Origin of the sequence: Blautia sp. Marseille-P3087, assembly GCF_900120195.1 — a bacterium.
GTDB lineage: Bacteria > Bacillota > Clostridia > Lachnospirales > Lachnospiraceae > Blautia_A.
Genome location: NZ_LT635539.1, coordinates 2,560,874 through 2,583,677 on the forward strand (window position 1 = coordinate 2,560,874; position 22,804 = coordinate 2,583,677).

At 44.2% G+C, this 22,804-nt stretch carries 24 protein-coding genes; 21 read left to right on the forward strand and 3 right to left on the reverse strand.

The features are described 5' to 3' along the window. The first annotated feature begins 11 nt into the window (after nucleotides 1-11). From BQ7344_RS12160 to BQ7344_RS16220, 6 genes are all read left to right on the forward strand, one after another. Nucleotides 12-983 carry a glycosyltransferase family 2 protein gene (locus BQ7344_RS12160; RefSeq protein ID WP_072522758.1) on the forward strand — a complete coding sequence of 324 codons (972 nt, stop codon included), beginning with the start codon at nucleotides 12-14 and terminating at the stop codon, nucleotides 981-983. Further along, nucleotides 980-3,679, forward strand: a complete 2,700-nt coding sequence (locus BQ7344_RS12165; RefSeq protein WP_072522759.1) for a YfhO family protein — start codon at nucleotides 980-982, stop codon at nucleotides 3,677-3,679. The genes BQ7344_RS12160 and BQ7344_RS12165 overlap by 4 nt, the downstream gene beginning before the upstream one ends. A 93-nt stretch (nucleotides 3,680-3,772) precedes the next feature. Then, nucleotides 3,773-4,300: a ribosome hibernation-promoting factor, HPF/YfiA family gene (gene hpf, locus BQ7344_RS12170; RefSeq protein ID WP_072522760.1), complete on the forward strand. Its 528-nt coding sequence runs from the start codon at nucleotides 3,773-3,775 to the stop codon at nucleotides 4,298-4,300. A 225-nt stretch (nucleotides 4,301-4,525) separates the two neighbouring features. Next, nucleotides 4,526-5,737 (forward strand): GNAT family N-acetyltransferase, encoded by a 1,212-nt coding sequence (locus BQ7344_RS12175; RefSeq protein WP_072522761.1) that lies wholly within the window; start codon nucleotides 4,526-4,528, stop codon nucleotides 5,735-5,737. Nucleotides 5,738-5,880: 143 nt separating this feature from the next. Beyond that, nucleotides 5,881-6,948 (forward strand): DnaJ C-terminal domain-containing protein, encoded by a 1,068-nt coding sequence (locus BQ7344_RS12180; protein ID WP_182448560.1) that lies wholly within the window; start codon nucleotides 5,881-5,883, stop codon nucleotides 6,946-6,948. A 198-nt stretch (nucleotides 6,949-7,146) separates the two neighbouring features. Continuing rightward, on the forward strand, nucleotides 7,147-8,394 hold the full coding sequence (locus tag BQ7344_RS16220; RefSeq protein ID WP_072522763.1) for a CDP-alcohol phosphatidyltransferase family protein: 1,248 nt from the start codon (nucleotides 7,147-7,149) through the stop codon (nucleotides 8,392-8,394). Here BQ7344_RS16220 and BQ7344_RS12190 read toward each other — a convergent pair. From BQ7344_RS12190 to BQ7344_RS12200, 3 genes are read right to left on the reverse strand one after another with little or no spacing between them, the layout of a single operon-like run. Beyond that, a complete protein-coding gene (locus tag BQ7344_RS12190) occupies nucleotides 8,378-9,898 on the reverse strand; it encodes an ATP-binding protein (RefSeq protein ID WP_072522764.1) in 1,521 nt (506 codons plus the stop codon). The genes BQ7344_RS16220 and BQ7344_RS12190 overlap by 17 nt on opposite strands. Nucleotides 9,899-9,947: 49 nt before the next feature. Next, nucleotides 9,948-11,153 carry a vWA domain-containing protein gene (locus BQ7344_RS12195; RefSeq protein ID WP_072522765.1) on the reverse strand — a complete coding sequence of 402 codons (1,206 nt, stop codon included), beginning with the start codon at nucleotides 11,151-11,153 and terminating at the stop codon, nucleotides 9,948-9,950. A gap of 21 nt (nucleotides 11,154-11,174) precedes the next feature. Beyond that, nucleotides 11,175-11,510, reverse strand: a complete 336-nt coding sequence (locus tag BQ7344_RS12200; protein WP_072522766.1) for a hypothetical protein — start codon at nucleotides 11,508-11,510, stop codon at nucleotides 11,175-11,177. A 208-nt stretch (nucleotides 11,511-11,718) separates the two neighbouring features. Here BQ7344_RS12200 and upp point away from each other — a divergent pair, with 208 nt between their 5' ends. The 15 genes from upp to atpD all read left to right on the forward strand — a co-directional run bounded on the left by upp (nucleotide 11,719) and on the right by atpD (nucleotide 22,795). Next, the gene (gene upp / locus BQ7344_RS12205) at nucleotides 11,719-12,348 is read left to right on the forward strand and encodes a uracil phosphoribosyltransferase (RefSeq protein ID WP_072522767.1); all 630 of its coding nucleotides are present in this window, start codon (nucleotides 11,719-11,721) and stop codon (nucleotides 12,346-12,348) included. 25 nt (nucleotides 12,349-12,373) lie between these two features. Then, a complete protein-coding gene (locus BQ7344_RS12210; protein ID WP_072522768.1) occupies nucleotides 12,374-13,006 on the forward strand; it encodes an endonuclease III domain-containing protein in 633 nt (210 codons plus the stop codon). A gap of 139 nt (nucleotides 13,007-13,145) precedes the next feature. Continuing rightward, on the forward strand, nucleotides 13,146-13,415 hold the full coding sequence (locus BQ7344_RS12215) for a ketopantoate reductase family protein (protein WP_235816114.1): 270 nt from the start codon (nucleotides 13,146-13,148) through the stop codon (nucleotides 13,413-13,415). 15 nt (nucleotides 13,416-13,430) lie between these two features. After that, a complete protein-coding gene (locus BQ7344_RS12220; protein WP_072522769.1) occupies nucleotides 13,431-13,904 on the forward strand; it encodes an acyl-CoA thioesterase in 474 nt (157 codons plus the stop codon). A 27-nt stretch (nucleotides 13,905-13,931) separates the two neighbouring features. After that, on the forward strand, nucleotides 13,932-14,402 hold the full coding sequence (locus tag BQ7344_RS12225; RefSeq protein ID WP_330392865.1) for a metallophosphoesterase family protein: 471 nt from the start codon (nucleotides 13,932-13,934) through the stop codon (nucleotides 14,400-14,402). 120 nt (nucleotides 14,403-14,522) lie between these two features. Then, nucleotides 14,523-14,765 carry a hypothetical protein gene (locus BQ7344_RS12230; protein ID WP_072522771.1) on the forward strand — a complete coding sequence of 81 codons (243 nt, stop codon included), beginning with the start codon at nucleotides 14,523-14,525 and terminating at the stop codon, nucleotides 14,763-14,765. Nucleotides 14,766-14,775: 10 nt separating this feature from the next. After that, on the forward strand, nucleotides 14,776-15,774 hold the full coding sequence (locus BQ7344_RS12235) for a helix-turn-helix transcriptional regulator (RefSeq protein WP_072522772.1): 999 nt from the start codon (nucleotides 14,776-14,778) through the stop codon (nucleotides 15,772-15,774). Next, the gene (locus tag BQ7344_RS12240) at nucleotides 15,771-16,739 is read left to right on the forward strand and encodes a biotin--[acetyl-CoA-carboxylase] ligase (RefSeq protein WP_072522773.1); all 969 of its coding nucleotides are present in this window, start codon (nucleotides 15,771-15,773) and stop codon (nucleotides 16,737-16,739) included. The genes BQ7344_RS12235 and BQ7344_RS12240 overlap by 4 nt, the downstream gene beginning before the upstream one ends. A gap of 201 nt (nucleotides 16,740-16,940) precedes the next feature. Beyond that, nucleotides 16,941-17,606 carry a F0F1 ATP synthase subunit A gene (locus tag BQ7344_RS12245; protein WP_072522774.1) on the forward strand — a complete coding sequence of 222 codons (666 nt, stop codon included), beginning with the start codon at nucleotides 16,941-16,943 and terminating at the stop codon, nucleotides 17,604-17,606. A gap of 68 nt (nucleotides 17,607-17,674) precedes the next feature. After that, entirely contained in the window at nucleotides 17,675-17,899 is a 225-nt protein-coding gene (atpE, locus tag BQ7344_RS12250; RefSeq protein WP_015540752.1) for an ATP synthase F0 subunit C, read from the forward strand. A gap of 42 nt (nucleotides 17,900-17,941) precedes the next feature. Then, a complete protein-coding gene (gene atpF / locus BQ7344_RS12255) occupies nucleotides 17,942-18,442 on the forward strand; it encodes a F0F1 ATP synthase subunit B (RefSeq protein ID WP_072522775.1) in 501 nt (166 codons plus the stop codon). Further along, complete coding sequence (gene atpH / locus BQ7344_RS12260; RefSeq protein WP_072522776.1) at nucleotides 18,423-18,926, forward strand: ATP synthase F1 subunit delta; 504 nt, start codon at nucleotides 18,423-18,425, stop codon at nucleotides 18,924-18,926. The genes atpF and atpH overlap by 20 nt, the downstream gene beginning before the upstream one ends. Before the next feature lie 5 nt (nucleotides 18,927-18,931). Further along, the gene (gene atpA / locus BQ7344_RS12265) at nucleotides 18,932-20,446 is read left to right on the forward strand and encodes a F0F1 ATP synthase subunit alpha (protein ID WP_072522777.1); all 1,515 of its coding nucleotides are present in this window, start codon (nucleotides 18,932-18,934) and stop codon (nucleotides 20,444-20,446) included. Between the two features lie 61 nt (nucleotides 20,447-20,507). Further along, a complete protein-coding gene (gene atpG, locus BQ7344_RS12270; RefSeq protein WP_072522778.1) occupies nucleotides 20,508-21,404 on the forward strand; it encodes an ATP synthase F1 subunit gamma in 897 nt (298 codons plus the stop codon). Then, the gene (gene atpD / locus BQ7344_RS12275; RefSeq protein ID WP_072522779.1) at nucleotides 21,404-22,795 is read left to right on the forward strand and encodes a F0F1 ATP synthase subunit beta; all 1,392 of its coding nucleotides are present in this window, start codon (nucleotides 21,404-21,406) and stop codon (nucleotides 22,793-22,795) included. The genes atpG and atpD overlap by 1 nt, the downstream gene beginning before the upstream one ends. Nucleotides 22,796-22,804: the final 9 nt, after the last annotated feature.

A 22,804-nucleotide genomic window follows, 5' to 3' on the forward strand; every position in this document is an offset into this window, starting at 1 on the left:
GGAGAATGAACATGAGGAAGAAAATTTCAATTGTAATACCGACTTACAATGAAGAGGCAAATGTAGTGCCCCTCTCAAAAGCGGTAATAGAAGTGATGGAGAGGGATTTAAGTGAATATGATTACGAAATCCTGTTTATCGACAATCACTCCAAAGACAACACACAGGCACTGCTTCGAGGACTGTGTGCAAATAACAAAAAAATCAAGGCAATCTTTAATGCGAAGAATTTTGGACAGGCACGTTCACCGGTATATGGAATGAAACAGGCATATGGAGACTGCGTGGTACGTCTGACTGCAGATTTTCAGGATCCGGTTGATATGATTCCGAAATTTGTCCGTGAATGGGAAAAGGGAAGAAAGATTGTCATCGGAGTTAAGAGTGCAAGTCAGGAACGTAAGACCATGTACTGGATTCGTTCCTGCTATTACCGGATGATCAACAAAATCACAGATATTGACCATATCAATCAGTTTACCGGTTTTGGCCTGTATGACAAAAAATTTGTAGATGTTGTGCGTGATCTGCATGACCCGCTTCCGTATCTTCGCGGCATTATCGCGGAACTGGGATTTGACTATACCGCAATTGAATATACGCAGCCGAAGCGCCGTGCAGGAAAGAGCAAAAATAACTTCTACAGCCTGTATGATTATGCGATGATAGGAATTACTTCCTATTCTAAAGTAGTGATGAGACTTGCAACTTTTGCAGGATTTATCATCGGTGGATTAAGTATGTTGGCGGCGATTGTTTATCTGATCATGAAACTGATGTTCTGGCACCGCTTTTCAGCAGGTATTGCACCTTTGCTGATCGGTGTATTTTTCCTCGGAGCACTGCAGCTGTTCTTTATCGGGTTCCTTGGAGAATATGTTCTGAGTATTAATACAAGGGTGCTTGACCGGCCGCTTGTTGTTGAGGAAGAACGTCTGAACTTCGATGAAGAGGAAACAGAAAAAGAGGAGGACGCACAGTGACGGATTCGCAGAAAAAACCGATTTGGAAAAATGAACTGGTATGGCTTTTTCTGATTACGAGCGGACTTTTTGCGCTCCTGTACAGTAAATTTATTCTGGGCGGTTTCGCTTATGTGTTTACTGATTGCGGAGCGGATACGTTGCAGATCAATTATGCACAGTATGAAATGTTTTCTTCATTATTCAGAAGAGGTGACAGCGGTTATATATTGCAGGCCGGACTTGGAATGGATGTGTCTTCTTATTATCCGGCATATCTGATTCCATATAATCTTCTGCTTCTTCTTGCACCGCAGAGACTTCTGCCGTGGGCAGTGCTTGCATCTGCATATCTGAAACTTCTGACGATATCTCTTGTGGGATATCTGTTTTACCGTAAACTGATGGGTGAGGGAATCGGAACGATGGCAGCTGCACTTGCGTGGACATTTTCCGGCTATGTGATCCTCTGGGGGCAGCAGTACGGATTTTGTACATGTATGGCACTTTTCACTGTTTTTATGTATTTCCTTCAGTGTTATCTTAACGGAGAAAAACGGCGGAAAAATGCCGGACTTGTACTTACAGTGACAATGTTATTGTTTGCAAGTTATTATTTCCTCTATATGATTGCTTTTTTTGCTGTATTTTATGTAGTTATATACAGCATAATGCAGAAACGCTCCATCAAGTCTGCAGCAGGAAAAATGATTGGTCTTGGGGGAATGGGAATACTCGGTACACTGATCGGTGGGATCGCTCTTGTGCCGATTGCAGATACATTCCTTGAAAGTGCGCGTGCAGGTGCAGTGAGCGGAGGAAGTACTTCAGGTTTGTTTCATCCATATAAGGGAAAAACACTGGGAACAATTTTTGCCCGATTTTTTTCCAATCAGATGCTTGGTATCGATAAAGATTATTCCGGAAATCTCAATTATTATGAGGGCATCGTACTGGCAGTCAGCATTCTGACAGTTTTTGCAATCAGCTATTTTCTTGTAAAAAAAGCGACCAGGATAAAGGCGATTTTTCTGACTGCGTTGATGGTATTTCTGGTTGTGATGCCGTTTACCAGCCGTGTGCTTGTATTTACCAAAAACTCACATCGCTGGTGCTTTATGATCTGTTTTGTAGAAGCGCTTGCCATTGGACTTTTCCTGCAGGATGTTTTCCGCGAGAAAAACAAAAAAACGGTACTGTGCGGCGGTGCGCTTGCGACCATTATCTATGCAGCAATGATGGTATTTGTATACAGCTTCAAAAATATCAAAGTAAATAATAAAATTGCTGCAGAGGTCTGTGCCTTTTTTGTGGTATATCTGCTCCTTCTGGTGGGGGGAACGAGAATCAGAAAACTGTACAGGATATTCCCGGCTGCTGTTTTGCTGGTGCTTGTATGCGAGCTTTTTGCACTGAATTATCCATCACTCTGGCACCGTGAGTCACCGACCAGAAGTCAACTGGCAACCGAATACTATAATGATGGTACGAAAGATGCGGCAGCTTATCTGAAAGCACAGGATGATTCTTTGTACCGCATCGAAAAGTCCTACAGGTCGACCGCGGAAAATGATGGAATGGCACAGGGCTACAATGGATTGTCGACGTATATGAGTACAAATCCGTCATCACTGGTAAGCTATCACAAGATGTACGGACCGGAAAGCATTTCTATTAATTTTGTGGATTTTAATAACGATGATTATATCCGAAGTACTCTGCTTGGAACCAGGTATCTGTTTGGAAACGCAGGGTACAATGCTCCACAGAAGGTATATACACCGGTGGGAGAAGCCGGGGGCAAAACCATATTCAAAAATAATTATGCACTTCCGTTTGGATATCTTTATGACAAAGAATGGAATGCAGATGGAAATGAAAAATTATCAGGACTTGATAAGACACTCACTTCTCTTTCCGGATTTTATTATACCGATGCAAAAAAGAGTGGTTCTTATGAGGATGCATCTCTGCCGGAGGAAACAGATACTTCCCTGGTGGAGAAGGTGAGTGAAGCAGTCGACTGTACGATGGAAAACAATGACAACGGCATTACCGTTCGTGACCTTGGTGCAGATCCAAATGTGATCTTTCCGGGAGTGGAATCCGACTTTGCAGACGAAAACAAATTATATGGACTTTCTCTGACAATGGACGTATCTGAGGATACCGAGATGGCAGTCTATTATCAGACAGAAGGCGACAGGGGATTTTCGGCAGATAAAGTTTATACTTTCTCCATCACGAAGGAAAATAATACGTGGGAACATGTGGTTCCGGCAGGAATCACAGCGCTCCGCGTCGATGTGAGTACCCAGATCGATTATGCGACGATCAAAGATTTTGAAGTGAAATCGTATGACCTCGATGCAACCGGTTATACAGTGCTTAAAAATTCCGGTGTGACGGATGTAAGTTACAGTGACAGCACTTATCAGGCACAGGTGGAAAACGATACACAGGAAAATGAAATGCTGTGCGTACCGTTCTTCTATCAGAAGGGATGGACTGCCCGGGTAGATGGAGAAACGGTGAAAGTTTCAAATATCAACAGTGGTCTTTGTGGAATCGAGATCCCATCCGGAACACACGAAGTTGTCCTGAAGTATGAGACACCGCACAGAAGTCTCGGTGTGGGAATGACCATTGTCGGAGTTGTGATCTTTATACTTGTTTTTAGTCAGAATTTATATAAAAATTTCATAAAATTGTGTTAAAATTCGTGAGAGTGTGTTATAATGGACGCATGAACAACAAAATAAGTTGTTTATTAAATATCATCCAAAATAAACAGCAAAGGGGATGGGATTATGAAATTTATTATCAGCGGAAAAAACATCACAGTATCTCCGGGACTCAAAACAGCCGTTGAGGACAAACTCGGCAAACTGGAACGGTATTTCACACCGGACACAGAGGTTATCGTAACCTTAAGTGTTGAAAAAGAAAGACAGAAAATCGAGGTAACGATCCCGATGAAAGGTAACATTATCAGATCTGAGCAGGTAAGCAACGATATGTATGTATCCATCGATCTGGTAGAAGAAGTCATCGAGCGTCAGCTTCGTAAATACAAAAATAAAATCGTAGACAAACAGCAGGCTGCTGCAAACTTCCAGAAAGAATATCTGGACAAAGACTATGAAGAAGATGATGAAGTAAAGATCATTCGTACCAAGAAGTTCGGAATCAAACCTATGTATCCGGAAGATGCATGCGTACAGATGGAACTTCTGGGACACAATTTCTTCGTATTCTTCAATGCAGAGACCGAGCAGGTCAACGTAGTATACAAACGTAAAGGAAACACATACGGTTTAATTGAACCAGAGTTTTGATTCAAAATCTGAAGTGCATGTTGGAATTTGAAGACCTGTGTCGTGCTTGCACGTAAACAGGGATTCAGATGACAACATATAGGGCGGATGCCCTCAACCGAAACGGAACGTAGTGGAGTTGAGGTTGGAGCACTTCAGTATAAGATATGGTACAAATACAGTCCCACCCTTCAGCCGAGGGGTGGGACTTGTGGGTAATAGGAAACAGCTCAAAGGAAAGGAAATATGAATAACAAAAAGAATCTCAAGATGAAACCCGTAGGCAGCGAATACATGGAACAGTACAATGCCCTTCTTCGCTATGTTTTTCAGGTTACTGAGCAGGAATTAAGTTCGATCGGATGGCAGGAGCGCGAGATCATCCGTGCGAAGTTCCCTACCATGGAGAAGGCAGATGTCATTGGCTGGTTTGACAATGATACACTTGTTTCGCAGGTGGCAGTCTACCCGATGCATGTCAGAATCTTTGGCAAGACCTATGCAATGGGCGGTCTGACCGGAGTCGGCACTTATCCGGAATACTCCAACATGGGACTGATGCATAAGCTTCTGGAGCAGGCTCTGAAAAACATGAAAGAAAAAGGACAGGATATCTGTTATCTTTATCCATATTCAATTCCATATTACAGACGCAAGGGCTGGGAACTGATCTCAGACAAGATCTCTTATGAGATCAGGGATTATCAGCTTCCGAAGAATCGTCAGGTTCCGGGCGATGTGCGCCGTGTAAAGACAGAGAGCGATGAACTGAAAGAAACCTACGAACGTTATGCCATGCGTACACATGGAGCAATCCTCCGTGATGATCTGGCATGGAATGAATACTGGCTTTGGGATTCTGATGATATTATGGCTGCGATCTATTACAATGAGAAAAACGAACCGGATGGTTATGTGATCTACTGGATCGCGAATGAGGTATTCCACATCAAAGATATGATTTTCATCAACGAAGATGCCCGTACCGGTTTGTGGAACTTTGTTGCGGCACATTTTTCCATGATCAATCAGGTCGAGGGAGATACCTATACGGATGAGCCGCTGGCATTTCTTCTCGAAGATGCCGGAATAAAAGAAGTGATATCACCATATTATATGGGAAGAATCGTAGATTTCATATCCTTTATAGAAAAATATCCGTTCAAACCGAGCGTACTTGACCGTGAGTGGAAATTCAAACTGATTGATCCGATTATGGAATGCAATCAGGGATATTTCTATATGACGATCTCACGTGAAGGACACGGACAGGTGATGCGAATCATGGAAAGATGCGAGGACAGGATTGATATTCAGACTATGACAACGATGCTGATGGGCTACAAACGTCCGGAATATCTGGCAAAGATTGGACGCATTCAGGCTGCGGAATGGACGATTGATATGCTGGAAGATGCGATCGAACAGCAGACACCATACATATCGGATTATTTCTGAGTGTAATTTTCAGAAATATTCTCCGGGTACTTGACATAGTATAAAACAAGTGTTATATTACAAATAGAACAAGAGGAGATGGAAAGGGATGCGGTGAGAAGAAACTGCATCTCTTTTTTAGCAAGTAAACCGGAGGTGGCATTATGGCTAAGAGAGATTATTATGAAGTTCTTGGGATTGGGAGAAATGCCGATGCCAAGGAAATAAAAAAAGCATACAGAAAGCTTGCAAAGAAATATCATCCGGATATGAATCCCGGTGACAAGCAGGCAGAGCAGAAGTTTAAAGAAGTTACAGAAGCATATAATGTATTAAGCGATACAGAAAAGAAGAAATTATATGATCAGTATGGATTTGCGGCATTTGAAGAAGGCGGCAATCCATATAGTGCCGGTGGTCAGGACGCAGCCGGTAATGGTTTTCATGGCGGCTTTGGAGGTTTTGACTTTGGTCAGGGCGGCAATGGCGGCTATCATGAGTATCATTTTGAAAATGGTAATATGGGAGACATTTTCGGAGATATCTTCGGAAATATGTTCCATGGACAGAAAGGCAGTGGATTCGGAAGTCAGAACAGTGGGTTTGACAGGCAGGGTTTCCACAGTCAGGGTGATTTTGGCGGCTTCGGAGGAAGAAGTACGCAGGCAAAAGGCAGTGACCTTCATTCAGAGGTAAATATCAGTTTTGAGGATGCCGCATTTGGCTGTGATAAGATGCTGCGATTATCTGATCCGTCCGGCAGCGGAGCTGTCCAGACACTGAAAGTGCATATTCCGGCAGGTATTGAAGATGGTAAAAGTATCCGACTGAAAGGCAAAGGCAATCCGGGATTTGGCGGTGGTCCGGCAGGAGACCTTCTTCTGCAGGTGCATGTAGCATCCAAAGCAGGTTTTGAACGAAAAGGCATGGATGTCTACACAACCATGGAGATCCCGTTTACAACAGCCGTATTTGGTGGTGAGGCAAAAGTCTCTACGCTTTACGGAGATGTAATCTGTAAGATTCCGGAGGGCGCACAGACTGGCAGGAAGATCCGCCTGAGAGGCAAGGGAATTGTTTCCATGAAGAATCCGTCCGTACATGGTGACCAGTATGTGACGATCAGAATTCAGGTACCGCAGGATTTAAGCCCACAGGCAAAAGAAAAATTAAGAGAGTTTCAGCAGATCTGTAAGAATGATCAACAGAGAAGAAGAGGAAGCGTAGCATAAAGAGCTTCCTTTTCTGATATTGCAGGTAGAAGTAAGATGTTTATAAAGCAACTATGAAATTTTTGTAAAACTGTCCATTTTCGGCATTTTGTGCATTGATTATTTGATAGGATAGGGTATATTATAAGCTACAGAAAAATCAGAAATCCTGAAGACGACAGAATCTGGCTGAGGCCGAAAGGATGGAAAGGTGATATTTTGAATTATCTGAAGAAATCAAAGCATTTATGGATCATACCGGCATATGGGATTTTTTATATGCTCGCGTTTATGCTGATGGAGCAGAGCAATGTAAAAATACATATCATTCATTCTCTTGCAGATGACAGAATCCCATTTTGTGAGTACTTTATTATTCCATATGTGATGTGGTATTTTTTCCTGATCGGGACGGTGATTTATTTCGCAGTCTTATGCCCGAGCAAAAAAGAATATTATCAGTATCTCGGAACTTTAGGTGTAGGTATGACGCTGTTTTTACTGATTTCCTTTGTTTATCCGAATGGACAGCATCTGAGACCGGATCTTACCAATGCAGGTGACAGTGTATTCCTGAATGTTGTTCGTTTCCTGTATAAGATTGATACACCGACAAATATTTTCCCGAGTATGCATGTGTTCAATGCGACGGCAAGCTGTATTGCGCTCTATCAGAATGAGCGATGCCGGAAGAATCGGATTTTTACTGCGGCACAGATTGTTCTTGGCGTGTCAATAGTATTGTCGACTATGTTTTTGAAACAGCACAGTGTTGCCGATGTAATGACTGCACTGATTTTGAATATTCTCTGCTACCAGTTATTCTATAAGATAATTCCTGTAAGACAGGAACGACTGGCAGAAGTATTTACAAAGAAAGAAATTCTGACCGTACCGAATCTGCTCAGTGCAATGCGCCTGGTGCTGGCCATATTGTTTTTCGGAACATTTGAGAGATATGGTATTGTACAGTATCGTGCATTGCTCGTTGTATTTGTGATTGCGGCAGCGGCTACCGACATTCTGGATGGCAGGATTGCACGCTCATTTAACAGTGTCAGCAGATTCGGACGGATACTTGATCCGGTTGCCGATAAGGCTATGCAGGGAGTGATGCTGGCATATCTGATCCCGCGTTACCCGCTGGCAGAACTTGTACTACTCTTGTTTGTGGTCAAAGAATGTTACATGACGGTTGTCGGCTGGAAGATCATTATGGAGACTAGAACGACCATTGAGGCACATTGGCACGGCAAGCTGAATACAGTAATGACTTATGTGGTTGTAATGATTCTGATGGTGGGACCGAGACTTCCATATTCTACTTCAAATGTGCTGATCGGTGCATGTGCGGTATGTATGGCAATGTCGTTTGGCATGTATGCAACGGAGTTTCGCGAAATTCTGGAACAGCAGAATGGAAGTTGCCGCAGAAATATGCAGGGCAGACTCAGCCGGGAGAATTAAGCACGGCTGAATCAATTTGTTGCAGCAGTTCCGCCCGTTCCCTTTGAAACTGCAGCTTTTCACTGAAAATAAAATATTCTTCACATCCGAAAGTACGGATAAAAGACATGGCACAGCTGTTATGGCTGAGATCGGAGATCAGAAAGAGAAGTTCCGGTCCGTCATGGAAAGCAGCTTTTGCAAATGTAAAACCCTGTTCCAGTGCGTGGGAAGTCTTTTGTGCGAGATCTTTGCGGATTGTGGCAGAACGGCTCAATGCTTCACGGAGGACATCGATGATTTCCTCCGGGGCGTTGAGTCGTTTTTTTCTTGCTTCAGTCAGGCATTCTTCGAGGATACGAGCAGTTTTTTCGGATTCATCTGTTTTGCGGCTGTCAAGAAGCTGGTTCTGCTGGCGGATCTTTAATGCGTTTCGATACTGTTCTGCGAAATCAGTCAGAGAGGATCCGGTAAGCAGGGCAGTTTTTGCCTGAGAAAGCGTTTCCTGAAGATGTATTACGAAATGATCTTCCTCTGCAAACTGGAGGAAATACCGGTTCCAGCCGTCAAGAAGAAGTCCGGATACACTGAGCTGTTCGTCGGATGGTGCAGAGGATGCCATGCCACATACTGACTGAAACTCTTTTTCGCTTAAGTTTCCTGCAAGCAGTTCCGTGATTGGGTAATCTTTGCGGTATTTTGCATACAGCTGATAATAAGCGGCAAAATCTCTGGCAATATCGTCATCCTGAATATACTGTCGAATCAGTTTTTCATCAGGAGTCAATCCCAGTTCTTCATATCCGAATAAAATAGAAGAAAGGTCTTCCCAGCCGCGGGCGGTCACGAAAGAAACTCCGGCAGCCGTATTTTCGATATGATAAAAATGTTCTTTTTTCAGGTTCAGATAAGAGATGACGGAAGCATGCAGACCTTTTGCATAGGCATATTCTTTCCAGATATCAAGATCCGGATCGATATCTATTCGCTTTACTCTGTCAAGGGTGACAATATCAAATTCCCGCGCGGAGCGGTTGTATTCGACCGGGTTGCCGGCAGCAGCAATGATCCAGCCTTCCGGTACAGGGTGTGTGCCGAAGGTTTTATTTTGGAGGAACTGCAGCATAGTCGGTACAAGAGTTTCGGAGACACAGTTGATTTCATCAATAAAGAGAATTCCCTCTTTGCAGGAAGTCTGTTCCATTTTTTCATAAACAGAGGCAATGATCTCGCTCATTGTATATTCTGTTATGGAGTATTCTTTTCCCTGAAAATTCTTTTTTACAATTACAGGAAGTCCGACTGCACTCTGGCGCGTATGGTGTGTGATAGTGTAGGAAACGAGACCAATCTCGCATTCCTTTGCGACCTGTTCCATAATTGCAGTTTTGCCGATACCCGGAGGTCCGATAAGCAGCAGCGGACGCTGGCGCACAGCCGGCATAAGATAACGCCCATGTGCATCCTTTCTGGTGTAAACCTGTATCGTGTGAAGTAATTCATTTTTGGCATCTTTGATATTCATAAGGTTATGTGTCCTTTCTCTGGAAGGTCTGTATGGGAAGGGCAGGAGGTTACTGCCTGAAATTTTCATCGTCCAGATAGAGTTTTGTGGCCCATGCGGGAACCTGCTGATGCAGGTCCTTTTCGTGATAAAAAATAAACGCGGTCTGATAAGTGGTTGGTCTTTGCGGGTAAATCCCGTCACCGTCGGTAAAGTACAGAAGACCTTTTAAGTTATGGATTTTTCCCTGAGCGCGGAGTGTTTCCACATGATCAAAGACAGGACGGAAATCTGTGCCACCACGTCCGTGAATCAATAGATTACTAAGATATCGTTTCCAGTCCTTTTCGCAGGTGATATGTGCACAGTCCTGAATAAAACTGTCACACTGGATGATGTAGAGATTCATTTTGCGGAAAAAATTTTCATGGTCACTGAGGATTCCATAAGTTTCTTCCATGAAGCGGCGTACTGTTTCAGTCGTGCAGGAACCGGAGGTATCAATCGCGATCACAAGCTCTTCCATACGGTTCATTTCCTGATATTCCAGATGTTCGATCAGAGGCATGTCTCCGTAATGATCCAGTCCATAGACATAGGGAATATAATCGAAGCTGGAAGTGTCGGTGTGCAGTTCTTCACGCTGAATGGCGAAACGTCTGAGAAAACGGCGAAAATCATAGCGGTGTTTGTGATGCAGGGCAAGTTCTTCTGTGAGATTGCCGGGGGCTGTTCCGCGACAGGAATTACCGTAAAGGCCGAGACCGGCGGCACCTGAGCCAGAATTCCAGATCTGTTTCATCTGTTCGAGAAGTTTTTTGCGGTCGGCAAGTTTCCAGAACTGGTGATCATCGACAACCGGGATGGCAGTTTTTTCTGAGGCAGTCTGCAGCTCATAGTAGATGACTGACGGGGACGAGACATCTCGGCTCCCTGTGATCAGGCGTTCTACGGAAAGATCACAGGCCCGATCCCACAGAAGGTGGTCAGGTGCTGATTCCATCACAAGATGAAGAAACAGGCAGTGATACAGCAGATGAAGAAGCAATGTTTCCAGTGCGTCAGGATCGTTCTGAAAAGTCCGGATCAGAAATTTCGGGGCAAAATAGATGATGTGCCCGTCTGTTCCGGCAGTATGTGTGTCAGAGGATTCCTGAAAAGAAAAATCCCATATTAATTTTCGAAAAAAAGGATATTTTACAGAAAGCTGTTCTCGTGTCAGATTCCAGATTTTCAGGCAGAGAGGACAGGATTCTGCGGATACTGTGCGATTCATAAAAAACCCCCTGAGAACAGTTTAAAGAGTAAATTCACGGTCATGAAAACCAAAGCGGTCTTTTTTCAGCTTCATAAGAAAAGAGAGGATTTCTTCCTGCTGATTCTGAACAGCCACATCAATAAAAGAATTGAGGGCGGATTCCGTGACAGGAGCAAAGCTGCACAGTGCTCGTATCCGAGTCAGATCTCCCTCGCGGATCAGAGTGGAAAGTGCAGGACGAAACCGCAAAGACAGGTATTTCTGATATTTATTTTTCCATTCAGGGTCGTCTATTTGAATAAATCGCAAAAGAGCGATCGACAGACGGCGCGCTTCCTGTCCGGTGGAAAGAAATTCCTCTTCATATGAAGTCATTTTGGATGCTCCTTTCAAATGCGGGGAATAGTTATAATGATGTCAGATACATATGATATGTAAACTGTAAGTTACTGTGAACAGTAACAACTGTAGCTTTATATTTCAGTGTATCATTTCGGCGGGAGTTGTCAATGGAAAAGAAATAAGGTATAATCACCATAGTTATAAGTTACAGAGTACGATAAAGTCACAGATGGAGGAAAACATGGAGAACGTATTTATTATGGATCATCCGCTGATCCAGCACAAAATTTCTATGCTTCGTAACAAAAATACAGGAACAAACGAGTTCCGTAAACTGATCGAAGAAATCGCAGTACTTATGGGATATGAGGCACTGAGAGATCTTCCGCTCGAGGAGGTTGAGGTTGAGACTCCGATCGAGACATGTATGACACCGATGATTTCCGGTAAGAAACTGGCAGTTGTTCCGGTACTTCGTGCAGGTCTTGGTATGGTAAATGGAATCACTACACTTGTTCCGTCCGCAAAGATCGGACATATTGGTCTTTATAGAGATCCGGAGACACATGAGCCACACGAATATTACTGCAAACTTCCGGATCCGATCGAACAGCGTCTGATCGTTGTGACAGACCCGATGCTTGCTACAGGCGGATCTGCTGTTGACGCTGTCAGAATGATCAAAGAGCATGGCGGAAAGAACATCAAATGCATGTTTGTTATCGCTGCACCGCAGGGCCTTGAGCGTCTTCACAAAGAACATCCGGATGTGCAGATCTATGTAGGACATCTGGATCGTGAACTGAACGACCATGCTTACATCTGCCCGGGACTTGGCGATGCAGGTGACCGTATTTTTGGAACTATTTAATTACGATATCGAGGAAGCAAAAAGAATGACAAAAGAGAAGCTGGCACTGGAAGTGATCGACCGACTGAAAAAAGAATATCCGGATGCAGGCTGTACACTGGATTATGATCAGGCATGGAAACTGCTCGTCAGTGTCCGTCTGGCAGCGCAGTGTACCGATGCAAGGGTAAATGTTGTTGTAGAAGATCTGTATGCAAAATACCCGGATGTTGCGTCACTTGCCGCAGCAGAGCCGGAGGAGATCGAGGCAATCGTGCGCCCGTGCGGACTCGGCAAAAGCAAGGCGCGGGATATCAGTGCCTGTATGCGTATCCTGCACGAACAGTATGCAGACAATGTACCGACGACTTTTGAGGAACTTCTGAAGCTTCCGGGAGTCGGACGCAAGAGTGCAAACCTGATCATGGGTGATGTTTTCGGGAAACCGGCGATTGTGACGGACACACATTGTATCCGTCTGTGTAACCGTATCGGTCTGGTTGACGGAATCAAAGAACCAAAAAAGGTTGAGATGGCTCTCTGGAAGATCATACCGCCGGAGGAGGGCAGTGATTTCTGCCATCGTCTGGTTTATCACGGACGTGAAGTGTGTACAGCAAGGACAAAACCTTACTGCGACAGATGCTGCCTTGCGGATATCTGTGCAAAGAATATATAATATAAGATGCAGGACAGCTTGTGGCTGTATTTTTTGGCTCTCCATGATTGGGGAGCCGATTTTTTACAGGGATTTCCTGTAATATGAAAACAAAGGAGAATGTATCAGATGAAATATGCAATCATAGGAGCCGAGAGAAATGTTTAAGGCACTTATACGTGAGATTGTTGCACTTTCTCACGCAATGGGAATAGAGTTCGCAGAAGATATGGTTGAGAGAAATCTTAAGATACTGGCGGCACTTTCCCCGGAAGCAACGACATCCATGCAGAGAGATGTCATGGAAGAAAAGTGTTCAGAGATGGACGGACTGGTGTATGAAGTGGTGCGCATGGGAGAAGAATATAAAGTAGATATGCCACAATATAAAAAAGCAGCCGCACGCTTCAGAGAACAGGGAATCTTATAAGGAGGAGAAAAGAAAATGCGCAAAATGAAGCGGGTGGAAGATTCCCGTACGGAAAACACATATCTTATTATGAACAAGCACATCAACAGTTACGGACGTCTGTTTGGCGGCGTACTGATGCAGTGGATCGATGAAATGGCAGGAATCGTGGCGCATCGCCATGCAGGTACGATTGTGACGACCGCGTGTGTGGATAACCTGAATTTCAAAGCTGGCGCATATCTGGGAAATACCGTTGTCCTGATCGGAAAGATAACTTATGTCGGCAGGACATCGATGGAAGTCCGGATCGACACGTACGTGGAAGATTCGCAGGGAATGCGTAAAATGATCAACCGTGCATATGAAGTAATGGTTGCGCTTGATGAAAATGACAACAAAGTAGAAGTTCCGGGGCTGATCGTGGAGACTGAGGCAGAAAAAGCCGAGTGGCAGGGTGCGGAAAAGAGATACGCACTTCGCCGGGAAAGAAGGATTGAAGGCTATTAAAAATGGCAGAGAACGATTATTCGGTGGATGGAAAGGAAAATCATGGCGAAAAAGATTGGAATCATTTCAGATACACATGGGCTTCTGAGACCGGAAGTTCTCGAAATACTGAAAACCTGTGACTGCATTCTGCATGCCGGAGATGTGGACCGCCCGGAGATTCTGGATCAGCTCCGGCCTTTGGGAAATCTTTATGCGGTTCGGGGAAACAATGACGGAGACTGGGCGCGGGGAATGGGCACCACGCTTCGGTTTAAGATAGAAAACATTTCTTTTTTTATGACGCATAATAAAAAAGATGTGGCATGGGACCTCGGTGGTACGCAGATCGTCATATTTGGACATACACATACGTATTTTGAAAAAATGATCGACGGCCGGCTCTGGCTGAATCCAGGAAGCTGCGGAAGAAGCCGGTTCGGGCAGGAACCGACCATGGCAGTGCTGCAGGCAGATAATGGAAGGTGGAAAATAGAAAAAATCGTTCTTTCTGCATAAAAACGAACATATATTTGTTTTTATTTACTTTATCCCGTTTTATTGGACATAATATGTGAGATACTTCTTATATAAGAAACGAGTGTTCGGAAAATATGTTCGATACAGGAGGAAGTAAAGATGGTCAATACAGCTGATGCAGGAAGAAGATCTTATGGACATGAGAGAAACCACGGAAGAAGAAACCGCCGGAAATTATCCAGTGTGATGGCGATGATTCTCGGAGCCTTTGTTACGATTGAGATTATGATCATGGGAGCGATGCTTTTGAAAGTCGATTTTCATTCTGTGGACAGGATTGCTCTGGCTCTTGGTTTTATGGTATTATACTCGGGAGTGGTAGCTGCTTTGACTGACAAATAAGGAGTAATTCATGCCGAAATCATTTAATCAGAAACTGAAAATTTTATATCTGATGCAGGTATTTATGGAGAAGACAGACTGCGGACATCCGATGTCTGTTCCGGATCTTATTCAGTATCTTGACGGATATGGAATCAGTGTGGAGCGTAAGACTGTCTATGATGATATAGAGACACTGCGTATATTTGGCATGAAAATTGAGAACCGCAGGGAAAAACCGTCCGGTTATTATCTGGCAGACAGGGAGTTTTCGTTTCCGGAGCTTAAGATTCTTATGGATGCGGTACAGTCGTCACGTTTTATTACAGAGCGGCAGTCCCGGGAGCTGGTACGCAAGCTGGAACACCTGACAAGTATAAGTGAAGCAAAGAGATTGCAGAGCCAGGCTTCAGTGCTTTCAGGGAATAAGGCAGTCAACCACGAGATATACGACAGCATTCAGAGGATATGTGATGCTATGGCGGATAACCGGCAGATCTGTTTCAACTATTATGAGTGGGATTTTTCCAGAGAACTGAAGCCAAAGCGGGATGGAGCACGTTACCGGGTAAGCCCGTGGAAGATGATCTGGAACAACGAAAATTATTATCTGATCGGACTCGACGAACGAAATGGTATCGTGAAGCATTATCGTGTTGATAAGATCATGCATGTAAGTATCGAATCACAGAAACGAAATGGAGAGGATATTTTCCGAAACTTTGATTTTCAGAAATATATTTCCGGTACATTCGGCATGTTTGGCGGGAAAGAGCAGATCGTCAAGATGGAGTTTGAGAATCATTTTGTAGGAGTGGTATTGGATCGGTTCGGACAGGAAGTCATGTTAATTCCGAAAGATCAGGAGCATTTTACCATGCAGGCGCGCATCAGCATCAGCCCGCAGTTTTACGGATGGCTTGCCGGTCTGGGGACAGGAGCGGTGATCGTATCACCGGAGAATATCCGCAGGGATTACATATCCTTTTTGAAAAAGACTCTTAGAAATTATGGAGAGAATAATATATGACAGTTAAATCAAGACTATTGGAGATTCTGGAGAAACAGAAGGGTGAGACACTTTCAGGAGAGAAGCTTGCCGAGGAACTTCACTGTACCAGAGCAGCAATCTGGAAGGCTGTGAAGTCCCTGCGGGAAGAAGGATACAAGATAGAAGCAGGACAGAATAAAGGCTATATGCTGGCGAAAGCGAATGATCGGCTTTCCGTTGAGGCAATACGGCCTTTTTTATTATCTCCGGAGGTTTATATCGGGGTATATCAGGAAGTTGATTCTACGAATCGTGCAGCAAAAGCAGCTGCGGTGAATGGAGAAGCAGGGCATGGAAGCTTCGTTCTGGCGGGAAGTCAGAGTGCCGGACGCGGCAGGAGAGGCAGGAGTTTCTATTCGCCACAGGATGCGGGCATCTATCTCAGTGTGATCCTTGAACCGAAGGGAAGTATTCAGGAAAGTCTGCTTCTCACTGCTGAGGCAGCTGTGGCGGTCTATAAGGCAGTAAAGAAGGTGACAGGAATTTCTCTGGATATCAAATGGGTGAATGACCTTTATCATAACGGCAGGAAGGTATGCGGCATCCTTACAGAGGCAGTTACCGACTTTGAGAGCGGTAATATTGAATTTGCAGTGGTTGGAATCGGACTGAATTTATTTGAAGCGTCTGATGGATATCCTGATGCACTGCAGGAAATTGCCGGAGGCATTTATGAAAGTCGTGAGGCAGCTGCAGGCCTCGACCGAAGCCGTCTGGCAGCGGAGATCGTGAATACTCTTCTGGAAGAAACGAAGGAATTAAAGCTTCCGGACGAATATATACAGCATAATATGGTGCCGGGAAGGGAAATATGTATTTCAGACGGAAATAGTATCCGCAGGGCAAAAGCACTGGAAATCTGCCCGGATGGACGTCTGAAAGTACAGGAAGAAGACGGCACCGTATCCATTTTATCCTACGGAGAAGTATCAATTATAATATGAAATTATATTAAATATAATTGTGAAAAATGTATAAATTTCGACATTCCTTTTTGGACAAAATAGGGAGAATGAATATTGACTTTTTTTTGACGAAGAGCGTAAAATAATGGCATCAAATGGCAGACCGGTCATACCAATTTTAAATATGTTTGAGCGGTCGAGAGAAAAGGAGGGAGAAAGACGGGAAATTTATCAGCCACACTGGCAGAAGAGCTGGAAAGCAAGACTGCCTTTACGATACCGGTGTTTGGCGGAGTGCCGATCGCAGAGAGTGTAGTTGTTACATGGGTGATCATGGCGGTTTTACTTATACTTTCTCTGGTACTGGTTCGTAATCTCAAGGTTGAGAATCCGGGCAGGAAACAGCTTCTTCTGGAATCAGGAGTAAGTTTTCTTCAGGATTTCTTTATGGGAATTCTGGGAGAAGAGGGGAAGAGATATATCCCTTATCTGATGTCTACCGTAATTTATATCGGAATAGCCAATATTGCGGGTGTGTTTGGTTTTACACCACCTACCAAGGATATGAATGTGACCATAGCACTTTCGCTTATGAGCATAATTCTGATTGAGTACTCAGGTTTTCACAAACGGGGACTTAAAGGTTTTTTGCATAGTTTTGCAGAACCGGTTCCAATCATGCTTCCAATCAATATACTGGAACTGGCAATCAGGCCGACATCATTATGTATGCGATTATTTGGTAACGTTCTTGGAAGTTTTGTAGTTATGAAACTGTTGGAGTTTATATGTCCGGCAATTCTTCCATTACCATTCAGCCTGTATTTTGATTTCTTTGACGGATTCATTCAGGCGTACGTATTTGTGTTCTTAACATCACTGTTTATCAAGGAAGCAATCGAGTAAACAGATGTTTAAGCAGGATTCAATATTTATTTGAAATTTAAATTTTGTCAATTCAGGAGGAAAAAATTATGTCAACATTAGTAGCAATCGGAGCAGCTATCGCAGTACTTACAGGTATCGGAGCAGGTATTGGTATCGGTATCGCAACCTCTAAGGCAGTAGAAGCTATCGCAAGACAGCCAGAAGCAGAAAGCAAAATCAGTAAGAACCTTCTGTTAGGATGTGCACTTGCCGAGGCAACAGCTATTTACGGTTTCGTAATCGGTCTTCTGATCATCATCATGCTCGGCTAATAACGATATGGAATTAATCAGGAGAGAGGCAGGTGGACAACGGTGATAAAGATTGACATCAACCTTGTCTTTACGATCATCAACCTGTTGGTTCTGTATCTTTTGATGAAGAAGTTTTTATTCGGACCGATCATAAATGTGATGGACCAGAGAAAAGCTATGATCGACCAGCAGTTTGCAGAAGCTAAGGAACGACAGGATAATGCAAAGGAACTTCAGGAACAGTATGAGGGAGCTTTGAGATCCGCAAAAGAAGAATCCTACCAGATCATGGAGCAGGCAAAGAAAGAAGCGAAGGCACAGGCAGAAAACACTGTCAAAGAGACAGAAGCCAGAGTGGATGCGATGCTTGCAAAGGCACAGGAAGATATCCGCATGGAGCGTGAGAATGCAATGCGTCAGATGAAAGGCGATGTAGCATCCCTTGCCATGGAGGCAGCAGCCAAGATCATTGGTAAGAACAGTGGAGCAGATCAGGATTTATCCTTATATGATCAATTTATAGAAGAAGCAGGTGATCCGGATGACAGTGACCGCCGTTAATTATGCAAAGACATTGTACGAGCTTTCTGTTCCCGCAGAAGCTGTACAGACAACAAAAGAAATATTCCGTGAGGTTCCGGGACTTAAAGCAAGTCTCGCGAATCCACTGGTGCCTTTTGAGGCAAAGAGCAGAGTGATTGACCGGGTAATTCCTGATGAAATGAAAAATTTCATAAAGGTTGCCTGCAAACACAGAAATATAAGTCTTTTTGAAGAAATTTTTGAAGATTATGAGGAAATATGCCGGAGACAGAAACGTATCCTTCATGCAGTGATTCGATATGTGACGCCGCCGAAAGCTCAGCAGCTCGAAGGCATCAAAGCATTTTTGTGCCGGGAATTTCAGGCAGAGAGCGCCGAAATAGAAATGATAGAAGACAAAAGTCTGATCGGAGGATTTATCCTTCAGGCAGACGGACGTGAATTTGACTGGAGCATGCGAGGACGTTATCGTATGCTGCAGCAGAAACTGACCCGGAGGTGAAATCGTTGAGCGCAATTAACCCAGAAGAGATTATTTCTATTCTGAAGGAAGAAATAGAAAATTATGATGAGATCAGCCAGAATCAGGAAGTGGGAACGGTTATCTCCGTAGGTGACGGAATTGCTACCGTATACGGAATTGACCATGCCATGTATGGTGAGGTTGTAGTATTTGAAAACGGACTCAAGGGAATGGTTCAGGATATCCGTACCAACAGCATGGGATGTATTCTGTTTGGTAAAGATACAGGAATCAAAGAAGGTACAAAGGTAACCCGTACCGGCAAACAGGCAGGTATTCCTGTCGGCAACGGTTATGTAGGCAGAATTGTCAATGCCCTTGGTGCTCCAATCGACGGAAAAGGTGAAATCAAAGAAGAAGGATATCGTCCGGTAGAAAATCCGGCACCTGGAATCATTGATCGTAAATCCGTCACAGTACCGCTGGAGACAGGTATCCTTTCATTGGATTCCATGTTCCCGATCGGTCGTGGACAGCGAGAACTGATCATCGGTGACAGACAGACCGGTAAAACATCACTCGCAATTGATACCATCCTGAACCAGAAAGGTAAGGATGTAATCTGTATTTATGTAGCAATCGGACAGAAAGCATCCACCGTAGCGAAGGTTGTATCCAACCTTGAAAAATACGGCGCGATGGAATATACAACTGTATTTTCTTCAACAGCTAGTGACTGTGCACCGCTTCAGTACATTGCTCCTTATGCAGGAACTGCACTTGCTGAGTTCTTTATGTATCAGGGCAAAGACGTACTGATCGTTTATGATGATCTTTCCAAACATGCAGTTGCATACAGAGCTTTGTCACTGTTACTTGAACGTTCCCCGGGACGTGAGGCATATCCTGGAGACGTATTTTACCTGCATTCCAGACTTCTGGAGAGATCCAGCCGCCTGAGCGATAAACTTGGAGGAGGTTCTATTACCGCACTTCCGATTATCGAGACACAGGCAGGTGATGTTTCTGCATATATTCCGACCAACGTAATTTCTATTACAGATGGTCAGATTTTCCTTGAGAGTGACCTGTTCTTCTCAGGAATGAGACCGGCTGTTAATGTTGGTCTTTCTGTATCGCGAGTTGGTGGTGCAGCGCAGACAAAAGCCATGAAGAAAGCTTCAGGAAGCGTTCGTATCGATCTGGCTCAGTATCGTGAGATGGAAGTATTTACCCAGTTCAGTTCAGATCTGGATGATGCGACTAAAGCACAGCTTGCATATGGCGGCTGTCTGATGGAACTTCTGAAACAGCCACTGTGTAATCCACTGAAACTTCACGAGCAGGTTATCACATTGTGGACAGCTACTCACAAAAAACTGGTTCATGTGGATAAAAAGGATGTAAAACAGTATCAGAAAGATCTGCTTGCATATTTTGATAATGTTTATCCGGAAATCGGTAAAGAAATTGATGAAACCGGACTACTCAGCGATGAACTTGGAGAGAAGATCCTTCAGGTTGCCGATGAGTTTAAAGACCGTGCAGCTACCAACTAATTTATGTGTATAGAATGCCGCCACTGTTTCCGATATATACAGTGAACGACAGGAGGAACTTATGGCAAATGCAAGAGAAATAAAAAGCAGGATCAACAGTGTTCAGGACACAATGAAAATTACCAATGCCATGTATATGATTTCCTCTTCCAAAATGAAAAAAGCCAAAAAGATATTGTCTGATACGGAGCCTTATTTCTACAATATGCAGAGTGCGATCGCACGTATTCTCCGACATATTCCGGATACGCAGCATCCGTTTTTCAGTAGCCGTCATCTGGTTCCTACGGAGGAACGAAAGATTGCAACGATTGTGGTTACCGGTGATAAAGGAATGGCTGGTGCTTATAATCACAACATCACCAAAATGACAGAAGAGTTTATGGCAAACACTCCCGGTCATCACAAGCTTTATGTGCTTGGTGTTGTAGGCAGACAGTATTTCAGCAAGAAAAATGTGGATATGGATGGAAGCTTCCGCTATACCGTACAGAAGCCGACCATGCACAGGGCAAGAATGATCAGTGAGGAAGTTATAAGAAGCTTTCTGGACAGAGAAGTGGATGAGGTGCATATTATTTACACACAGATGCAGAATGCAGTTGTGATGGAAGCAGTAAATATGCAGCTTCTTCCTTTAAAAAAGACCAGCTTTTCGCCGCTTCAGATTCCCGCAGAGATCCATCAGGAGGAAATCGAGATGTTTCCGTCTGCAGAGGGTGTGCTGGATATCATGATTCCGAATTATCTGACCGGTGTGATCTATGGATGCCTGGTTGAGGCATATGCCAGTGAGAATAATGCCAGAATGACCGCCATGCAGTCATCTACAGACAGTGCAAAGAAAATGTTACAGGATCTGTCGATCCAGTACAACCGTGCACGTCAGGCAGCAATCACGCAGGAAATCACAGAGGTTTGCAGTGGTGCGAAAGCCCAGAAAAGGAAGGGACGATAATGAGTAAAGGTAAGATCGTACAGGTCATGGGACCTGTTGTAGATGTTGTTTTTGAAAATGGAGATCTGCCGGATATCAAAGATGCTCTTGAAGTAGAGAACAACGGTAAGAGATGTGTGATGGAAGTATCCCAGCATCTGGGAAACGATGTGGTACGTTGTATCATGTTGAGTGCCAGTGAGGGACTTCAGAGAGACAGAGAAGTCATTGCAACCGGAAGTGGAATCAAGGTTCCGGTAGGTGACTGTACTCTGGGACGTTTGTTTAATGTACTTGGCGATACCGTTGACGGAGGAGAACAGCTGGATGATGCAGAACACTGGGTGATCCATCGTGATCCGCCGAGTTTTGAAGAACAGAAACCGGCAGTTGAGATTCTGGAAACAGGAATTAAAGTCATCGACCTGCTTGCCCCTTATGCAAAAGGTGGTAAGATCGGTCTGTTCGGCGGTGCCGGTGTTGGTAAGACAGTCCTGATTCAGGAGCTGATCCAGAATATCGCCACAGAGCACGGCGGATATTCTATTTTTACCGGTGTAGGAGAGCGTTCCCGTGAGGGAAATGACCTCTGGAGTGAAATGAAAGAATCTGGTGTACTTGAAAAGACAGCCTTAGTGTTCGGACAGATGAACGAGCCGCCGGGATCCCGTATGCGTGTTGCTGAGACAGGCCTTACCATGGCAGAGTATTTCCGTGATCAGGAACACAGAGATGTACTTCTTTTTATTGATAATATTTTCCGTTTTGTACAGGCAGGTTCCGAGGTTTCCGCACTTCTGGGACGTATGCCGTCTGCAGTAGGTTACCAGCCGACACTTGCAACTGAGATGGGTGAACTTCAGGAACGTATCGCTTCCACAACATCTGGATCTGTTACATCTGTTCAGGCAGTTTATGTACCTGCCGACGACCTGACTGACCCGGCTCCGGCAACGACATTCGCACATCTGGATGCGACAACTGTACTTTCCCGTAAAATCGTAGAGCAGGGTATTTATCCGGCTGTTGATCCACTGGAATCTACTTCCCGTATTCTGGAAGCTGATATTGTCGGTGAAGAGCATTATGAAGTTGCACGTCGTGTACAGGAGATTCTTCAGAAATACAAAGAACTGCAGGATATCATTGCAATCCTTGGTATGGAAGAACTTTCCGACGAAGATAAAAACACTGTATTCCGTGCAAGAAAGATTCAGAAATTTCTGTCTCAGCCATTCCATGTAGCTGAGAACTTCACAGGTATTCCTGGAAAATATGTTCCGCTGAAAGAAACGATCCGTGGATTCAAGATGATCATCGATGGTGAGATGGATGAGTATCCAGAAAATGCATTCTTTAATGTAGGAACTATAGACGAAGTAATTGAAAAAGCAAAAACTCTGGAACAGTAAGGAGTGAGG

Bases quoted from the DNA above. Each gene is read 5' to 3' on its own strand.
- BQ7344_RS12160 (WP_072522758.1), top strand. From the start codon at position 12: ATGAGGAAGAAAATTTCAATTGTAATACCGACTTACAATGAAGAGGCA.
- hpf (WP_072522760.1), top strand. From the start codon at position 3,773: ATGAAATTTATTATCAGCGGAAAAAACATCACAGTATCTCCGGGACTC.
- BQ7344_RS12175 (WP_072522761.1), top strand. From the start codon at position 4,526: ATGAATAACAAAAAGAATCTCAAGATGAAACCCGTAGGCAGCGAATAC.
- BQ7344_RS12180 (WP_182448560.1), top strand. From the start codon at position 5,881: ATGGCTAAGAGAGATTATTATGAAGTTCTTGGGATTGGGAGAAATGCC.
- BQ7344_RS12190 (WP_072522764.1), bottom strand. From the start codon at position 9,898: ATGAATATCAAAGATGCCAAAAATGAATTACTTCACACGATACAGGTT.
- BQ7344_RS12195 (WP_072522765.1), bottom strand. From the start codon at position 11,153: ATGAATCGCACAGTATCCGCAGAATCCTGTCCTCTCTGCCTGAAAATC.
- BQ7344_RS12200 (WP_072522766.1), bottom strand. From the start codon at position 11,510: ATGACTTCATATGAAGAGGAATTTCTTTCCACCGGACAGGAAGCGCGC.
- upp (WP_072522767.1), top strand. From the start codon at position 11,719: ATGGAGAACGTATTTATTATGGATCATCCGCTGATCCAGCACAAAATT.
- BQ7344_RS12210 (WP_072522768.1), top strand. From the start codon at position 12,374: ATGACAAAAGAGAAGCTGGCACTGGAAGTGATCGACCGACTGAAAAAA.
- BQ7344_RS12215 (WP_235816114.1), top strand. From the start codon at position 13,146: ATGTTTAAGGCACTTATACGTGAGATTGTTGCACTTTCTCACGCAATG.
- BQ7344_RS12220 (WP_072522769.1), top strand. From the start codon at position 13,431: ATGCGCAAAATGAAGCGGGTGGAAGATTCCCGTACGGAAAACACATAT.
- BQ7344_RS12225 (WP_330392865.1), top strand. From the start codon at position 13,932: ATGGAAAGGAAAATCATGGCGAAAAAGATTGGAATCATTTCAGATACA.
- BQ7344_RS12230 (WP_072522771.1), top strand. From the start codon at position 14,523: ATGGTCAATACAGCTGATGCAGGAAGAAGATCTTATGGACATGAGAGA.
- BQ7344_RS12235 (WP_072522772.1), top strand. From the start codon at position 14,776: ATGCCGAAATCATTTAATCAGAAACTGAAAATTTTATATCTGATGCAG.
- BQ7344_RS12240 (WP_072522773.1), top strand. From the start codon at position 15,771: ATGACAGTTAAATCAAGACTATTGGAGATTCTGGAGAAACAGAAGGGT.
- atpE (WP_015540752.1), top strand. From the start codon at position 17,675: ATGTCAACATTAGTAGCAATCGGAGCAGCTATCGCAGTACTTACAGGT.
- atpH (WP_072522776.1), top strand. From the start codon at position 18,423: ATGACAGTGACCGCCGTTAATTATGCAAAGACATTGTACGAGCTTTCT.
- atpG (WP_072522778.1), top strand. From the start codon at position 20,508: ATGGCAAATGCAAGAGAAATAAAAAGCAGGATCAACAGTGTTCAGGAC.
- atpD (WP_072522779.1), top strand. From the start codon at position 21,404: ATGAGTAAAGGTAAGATCGTACAGGTCATGGGACCTGTTGTAGATGTT.